Annotated in this window: 5 protein-coding genes; 2 read left to right on the top strand and 3 right to left on the bottom strand. The window is 26.6% G+C overall.

Going from position 1 to position 7,552, the window contains the following annotated elements:
- The first annotated feature begins 41 nt into the window (after positions 1–41).
- Positions 42–566: a 2'-5' RNA ligase family protein gene (locus tag QX51_RS00780; protein WP_039677995.1), complete on the top strand. Its 525-nt coding sequence runs from the start codon at positions 42–44 to the stop codon at positions 564–566.
- 69 nt (positions 567–635) lie between these two features.
- On the opposite strand, the gene QX51_RS00785 is transcribed toward QX51_RS00780, so the two are convergent.
- Positions 636–4,271 (bottom strand): CDP-glycerol glycerophosphotransferase family protein, encoded by a 3,636-nt coding sequence (locus QX51_RS00785; protein WP_242842663.1) that lies wholly within the window; start codon positions 4,269–4,271, stop codon positions 636–638.
- Positions 4,272–4,659: 388 nt separating this feature from the next.
- On the opposite strand from QX51_RS00785, the gene typA reads away from it, so the two are divergent.
- A complete protein-coding gene (typA, locus tag QX51_RS00790) occupies positions 4,660–6,492 on the top strand; it encodes a translational GTPase TypA (protein WP_039677997.1) in 1,833 nt (610 codons plus the stop codon).
- 103 nt (positions 6,493–6,595) lie between these two features.
- Here typA and QX51_RS00795 read toward each other — a convergent pair whose 3' ends face one another.
- Together QX51_RS00795 and QX51_RS00800 are read right to left on the bottom strand one after the other, a co-directional pair.
- A complete protein-coding gene (locus QX51_RS00795) occupies positions 6,596–6,793 on the bottom strand; it encodes a hypothetical protein (RefSeq protein WP_039677998.1) in 198 nt (65 codons plus the stop codon).
- 88 nt (positions 6,794–6,881) lie between these two features.
- The gene (locus tag QX51_RS00800) at positions 6,882–7,253 is read right to left on the bottom strand and encodes a hypothetical protein (protein WP_039677999.1); all 372 of its coding nucleotides are present in this window, start codon (positions 7,251–7,253) and stop codon (positions 6,882–6,884) included.
- Positions 7,254–7,552 lie beyond the last annotated feature (299 nt).

Genomic DNA, 7,552 nt, shown 5'->3' on the forward strand with positions numbered 1-7,552 from the left:
ATCTTATATTATAATAATAAAAAGTTCTGGAGGTATAAAAGTTGAGATATGTAATTGTTAGTGTAGTAAAAGGAGAAGGTGGGGATTTTAATAATAATCTTCGAAGAGAAGTTTTTAAAAAACTTGGTGCTAAGTCTTCTAAATTACCTGCTCACTTTACTATTAAATCTCCTTTTGAATGCAACAACATAAGTGAAGTAGACAAAGTAATAGAAAATTTCTGCAATAATCATAACAAAGCTAAATATACTTTAGAAAAATATGGTCACTTCGATAATAGAGTAATTTATATGAAAGTTCATATGAGTGAAGAAGGTAAAAAGCTTCATGATAATTTAATAGACGAGTTAGACGAAATAGATTTTATCAATTTTCAACTACACGACGGAAAAAATAAAGTATTTCATGTTACTATATCTTCAAAGAAAATACAAAATATTTATGATGAACTATGGGATTATGTTAATCAAATTCCATTCAAATTTAATTGCTTCTTTGATAATATATGTATTTACAAATGGGAAGATAACACATGGAAATTACACAAAGAATTTAATCTAAAATAAAGCTATACTAGTTTTTCTAGTATAGCTTTATTTTAAAGTGTAATAATATATTATCATCAATTAAAATAACTACAATAAATTACTTTTACTTGATATATATTGGTACGTACGTTTACTATTATCATTATCAATATATGCAAAATAATAATCTCGTAAACCTTTATATTTCGGATCTTCAGTAAAATTGTTTTTAATTTGTTTTTCAATTCCAATTAATAAGTCTTCATATTCTGTATATCGTTCTCCGAATAATTCTTGTTCCATGTCTAAATAGCTTCCATGAGCCTGCTCATACATATCATAATCAAACTGATAAAATAGTACTGGCTTTCCGAGATAATATACATCCCAACATACACTAGAATAATCTGTGATTAACATGTGGCATTTTTTAATAATTTCATTTAGTGGTATGCTTCCAAAAGGAATTAATTCTATATGTTCTCCACTTACATTAAACTGACCTATGTAATCTTTAAATTTTGGATGAATGTAAAAAATTAGTTTTACATTGTATGTCTTTAATAGTACTGCTAAATGGTTACTACTTAATAATTTCATATAATTATGATAATAATCACTCTTTACAAATTCATCTGCAGATTTTTCTTCTAACCAGCTTCTCCAAGTTGGCATTGCAAGAATAATCTTTTCTGTATCAGTTGCTGTATTTTCAAGGACATCCCACCTTGTAAATCCAAGAATAGGTGCATTCTCTTTTTTATATTTAAAATTTTCTACTACAATATTTTGTTCAAATTTAGATGTTGTTGTAAAGTATGTCATTGGACTAGAACCTTTCTTTCCAAAAATTCCATCTACTTTCTTTAATGCAGTTACACCATGTTGCAAGAATAAAATTTTATGTTTTGAAATTAAGTATGAAACAAAATTAGGTTTTGCTCTCCAAATATATAAATGTTTTTTGGAATCAGAAGCAATATACATTTTGGCAACCATTGTATACAATATATGTTTAAAACTCATAAACGGAATAATCTGTTTTTCATATTTTTTAACTTTATCCCAGTCAGGAGAGTTTTTATCTAAAATATAAAATATTTTTTTTCGTTCATTTTTAGGCAATTCTTCCATACAGTATTTAAAGAAATAATATCCATTGTCTTGAGCCATGGAACAGAATTTTTCATATACAAGCCACATTTTTTTTCGTTTCCAATATGGATGCAGTAAAGTAAATACAAAACAAGCTAAAAATTCTTTTATTTTTGTATCCCATCCATCATAAGGAGTTTTTTCACGATAAGTATAAGCTAATTTTCCACTCAAAGTTCTGTAAGGAAATAAAATATTATTACCTGAAATATTCATTTGTTGATTCATTATCATTAATTTTAATCTTTGTCTTCGATTCAGATAATTTGATGCCTTTAATTCTATATTTTTATATGTTGTTTTTACAATTACATCCCAAAATAATTCCTCCATATGTTTGCCTTTTAAGTCCAGTTTTGCATGAATGATAATTTGGTTTCCAGAAGTATTTACTGTATAATCAAATGGATACTCTAATTTTTCTATGCTACTTCTATAACTTAACACTACATCTGTTATAGGATTTGGTAAAAAATTTAATTTCAAATTTATCTTTAATACAGTACCCTCTATTTTAAAAGAAGATACTCTTCCTTTGACATTTTTACTAAATAACCTTTCTGGATTTTCCACCCATATACCAAGAAATTGATTTTGAAATAAATATGGAATTAATTGATTTTCTGTATCATTTTTATTTTTATCATATTCTTTTAAGTCTACAGTGTTAAATTTTAAAGGTTCAAAAAATTTCCAAACAGAATGTTGTTTAATTTTATCCAGATAGGAAGTATAGTCTGAATGTTTAATTAAAACAGGCTGTTTTTCCTTTGTTTCTAATGCTATTAAATATTTTCCATTTTTATTTAAACTTTCTGCATTCATAATTTCATTAAAATCTTCTTTAATAAGCCCCAAATGCAATTCTTCATGATTTAATGGTCTTTTCCATAAGATGTGTTTTGATTGATTAATAATCATAAAAGAAGTGATATTGTCTATATCTTCCACATTTAAAATAAGTTGATTATTATCTATTTTCACTTCTGCTTTCACAAAATCTGTTTCTTTTATATAATATTGATGTCCTGGAATACCTGTATAGCATTCCTCAATCATGATTGGATTCACATTAAGATTTGGAAAAACTCTTTTTAACTCTCTATGCCATAGTACTGTATTCACATTGAATTTTTCCTTTTTACTACAATATTCTTCTATAAAGGTTCTAGGAAGTGTCTTAGTAATAAAAATATACTGTAAATCAAATCGACAATTATCATATAAATAACTACTAAGTTCTGGCCCAAAGAATTTTTTTTCAAAAATAACAATATCATTTTCTTTATCTACAGTATCTAGCACAGTCTGAATTCCTTCTTCTGTTTTTACATTTGGATAAAAACGAATATTCCATCTTTTTTTTGTATTCTCATTGTAGTTTAAAATAGGTAAATCATTTTCTTGATGATCAAAAATCAGATTAACCATATTTTTTGCATTTTTTAAAGAATCGTATGGAAGAAAATCCTTTATATAAGAGAGATTTTTCTTATAATCATACTCTTCAGATAGATATGTTTTCTCTTTTATACAACTAGCAAGTGCTTTTACATCATAAATTTTACAAAAGGGAAGTTCTTTTACATTCATGTACATTCCACGGTCATGCATATATTCTTTATAATCATACATAAATAAAATTATTGGTTTTCCAGTAATGGAGTAATCAAAGAATACACTAGAGTAATCTGTAATCAATACATCCATGCTATTCAAAAAATCATACTTTTCTATATTATCTGGAAATGGATAAATATGTTTATAGCAATCTAATACAATACTATCCTGCAAAATAGGATGAAAATTAACATACATTTTCTGATTGTTTTGAAGTTGACTATCAAGATAGGTTAACATCTTTCTAGTTTCTTCTTCGTAGTTATCCTTTTGTACAGAATGATTACTCTGTCCTCTCCACGTAGGCATATATGCAAATGTGGTATAATTTTTATTATCCAGCTGTTTTTTTACTTCATTTCCACTTCTTTCATCTGAAAAAATAGTATTTCTTGGATAACCATTGTAAACTACTTTTCCTGTATATAGCTTTTCTAGATTATAGTCACGCATCATGACTTCTTTTGTGAATTTATTTGGGAACATAAGATAATCAGCCTGCATAAAGTTATGCTGGATATTATACATAGACTCAATACCAAAACGCATCTGTTTTCCCAATGTTTTCAAAGGTGTTCCATGCCAAGTCTGTAAATAAATCTGCTCTGGTCTTTTAATGAAATAAACTGGAAAAGAACTATTATTAATCAAATATTTTGATGTAGCCAATACTCTAACATATTCATAAGTTGTAATATCAACTAGATTTATTTGAGTTAATCCCATTTTTTTTAACTTATTGCTATGAGTTTCTTTTTGTGTTGTTGCAAAATAAATTTTATAATCATCTGAATCAGATCGTTTTAAAAATTCCCTTAAAATTGCAAAAGAAGAATCTGAAATATCTTTTCCATGAAAGGATTCGAAAAGAATCTGTTTTTCATTTACTTTACTATTCTTGTAGTACCATGCATAAATAAATTTTAATTTAGGTTGTTTTTTTCTTAATTTTTTCAAAATTTTTTTCATTTTTGTCTCCATTTATTTAAATTTATTTCTTAATACTTTTACTGTTGGCTTATCATATTTTAATAAATCATCCACAATAATTGGATTAAATACCCTTTCATAACTAGATTTTTTTGTTTATATAATATAAATTATACTGCTTCTAGTATATAGATACAATTTAGAAAATAAATAAATATATACTGACTGTATTTTATATAAATTTTAATTATTAGTTATTAAACTTTATATATAAGTTGCATCAAAGTTTACTATCACTTAAGTAGCATTATATTTTCAATAATTATGTTAATACTAACAATAAAGTATCTATGCTATTTTATTTTACATTTTATCTAGCTTATGTTATACTGTATAAGTTATTTTTTAGAAAGGAAGAATTAAATAAATGACAACAAAACATAAAATTATAAATATCGCTGTAATTGCCCATGTCGATGCTGGTAAGTCAACTCTAGTTGATGCTTTCCTATCTCAAAGTGGTGTATTTAGAGCAAACGAAGTAGTTAAAGACTGTGTAATGGATAGTAATGACCTTGAAGCAGAGAGAGGTATAACAATATATTCTAAAAACTGTTCTATAAACTATAAAGATTACAAAATAAACATAGTAGATACTCCAGGACATAGTGACTTCTCTTCTGAAGTTGAACGTGTTATCAAAACTGTTGATACTGTTGTATTACTAGTTGATGCATCTGAAGGACCAATGCCTCAAACAAGATTCGTTTTACAAAAATCTTTAGAGTTAGGTTTAAAGCCAATACTATTTATAAACAAAATAGACAAATCTGATCAAAGAGCTGAAGAAGTTGTTGATGAAGTATTCGATTTATTCGTAGACTTAAATGCAACTGATGAGCAATGTGAATTCCCTATAATATACGGTATAGCTAAGCAAGGTATAGCTAAGAGAGAAATGGATGATGATTCTACTGATTTATCTCCATTATTTGAAACTATAGTTGAGCATGCTTCTGCTTACCCTGATTATGATGATAAGCATCTTCAATTACAAATATCTGCACTTGCATATGATAACTTTGTAGGAAGACTTGGAATCGGTAGAGTTTACAAAGGTACTGTAAAAAGTGGAGAACAAGTTTCTGTTTGTAAAGCAGGAGAAGTTGTAACTAGAGGAAAAATATCTAAACTTTCAGTTTATGAAGGATTAAAACAAGTTGAAGTTGACGAAGCTCACTCAGGTGATATCGTAGTTATAGCAGGTATACCTGATATATCTATAGGTGAAACAATCTGTGAAGTTGGACATCACTTACCAATGGAAATGATACATATAGAAGAGCCTACTCTTTCTATGAACTTCTTAGTAAATGATTCTCCATTTGCTGGTAAGAGTGGTAAGTTCGTTACTACAAGACACTTAAAAGATAGATTAGATAAAGAATTAGAAGTTAACGTTGGTCTAAAAGTTGAGCCAATGGAAACTACTGACGGATATAGAGTATCTGGTAGAGGTGAACTTCACTTATCTATACTTCTTGAAAACATGAGACGTGAAGGTTATGAAATAGGTGTTTCTAAACCAGAAGTTTTAATGCACAGAGATGAAAATGGAAAATTACAAGAACCAATTGAAAAAGTTATAATAAACTGTCCTGAAATATATTCTGGAACAGTTATAAACAAAATGAACTTAAGAAAAGGTATGATGGAAGCTATGTCTATAGAAGGAGATTTCGTTAAAATAGAATTCTCTGCTCCAACTCGTGGACTTTTAGGATATAGATCTGAATTCATAAATGATACTCGTGGTGAAGGTAATATGGTTCGTTCATTTGCTAGATACGAAGATCATAAAGGTGAAATCCCATCAAGAGCAAATGGTGTTTTAATATCTCAATGTAATGGTACTACTATGGCTTACGGATTAAATGCTTTAAGTGAAAGAGCTACTATGTTCGTAGATCCAGGTGTAGAAGTATACGAAGGTATGATAATAGGTATGAACTCTAGAAAAGACGATATGATAGTTAACCCAACTAAGAATAAAAAATTAACTAACGTTCGTGCTTCTGGTTCTGATGATGCTATAAAATTAAACGCTGCTAGAACATTTACTCTAGAAGAAGCATTAGAGTTTATAGATGATGATGAGTTAGTTGAAATAACTCCAGATTCAATAAGACTTAGAAAGAAATATTTAAACGAGCACGAAAGATTACAATACAATAAGAGAAGAAAAGCTGCTCAACAATAATATATCAAATAAAAAAATCCAGAGATTAATTATTAATCTCTGGATTTTTTATTATACCCTCTATTTTTATATCTATATACAGAAAATATTTTATTTCAATATCTTACTTACACTCATCAAAAAATTCTTCTTCTGTTTTTGTCATAACATAAGATCCATTTATCCTACCAAAAAATTGTGTTTTATCCTTTCTACAAGCACTTACACAACCTGTATTTACATTTTCTTCCCCTATTATTCTTTTTAATTTATCAATGTCTACATTTGAACAAAAAGGACATACTCTTATCGACTTACTCATTTTTATTCTCCTCATATTTTATATTTTTATATATTATTAATACCCGCCTTGGTTAAATTAAAAACTTGTAAATTTACTTTTACAGTTTTTAATTTACAAATTTCCATATATACACATCTTTCATTATATTTATTTGTTCTAATTCTTCAAATAATTCATGTAAACTTAAAAACTGGCTTATAATTCTATCTTTAGATTTATTATCTATTTTAAATTCATCTAACTGTTCTATCCCTAAAGCAAGCCTCCCCATAGATATCATAAATTCATTATAATTTTCATCATATAATTTATATTTACTACTTAAATCTTCCAATGTTTTAAATTTATTTTTTGCATCTTTTTCATAATTTATTATATCTTCATTTGAAATAATCTTCATCTTATCCATATAGCTATCTATTTTTTTCATTAAATAGTTTTTATAGTAAGAAATAATTTCTTTTATTGATTCTTCCATTTTATAATTTACTCCTATCTGTCATTATACTAAATACTTTATTATTTTTAATAATACCCAAAAAACATATGATTATCTAATAACTATCTATTTTAAAATTAAAATTTTAAACGATAGAAAATAGATTATAAATTCCCAAAAACTAAAAAAAGATTGATTATTGACTACAAAATATAAAAAATAGAATGAACAGATCTTTAAACAATCAAGTGATATTAGATAATGAAAAATTGGTAAATACCTTTGATAAAATAAATAATTATATGAAAAACTATATAATAAGAGACAAAGTTATACAG

The organism is Terrisporobacter othiniensis, from assembly GCF_000808015.1.
In the GTDB taxonomy this organism is placed as follows: Bacteria; Bacillota; Clostridia; order Peptostreptococcales; family Peptostreptococcaceae; genus Terrisporobacter; species Terrisporobacter muris.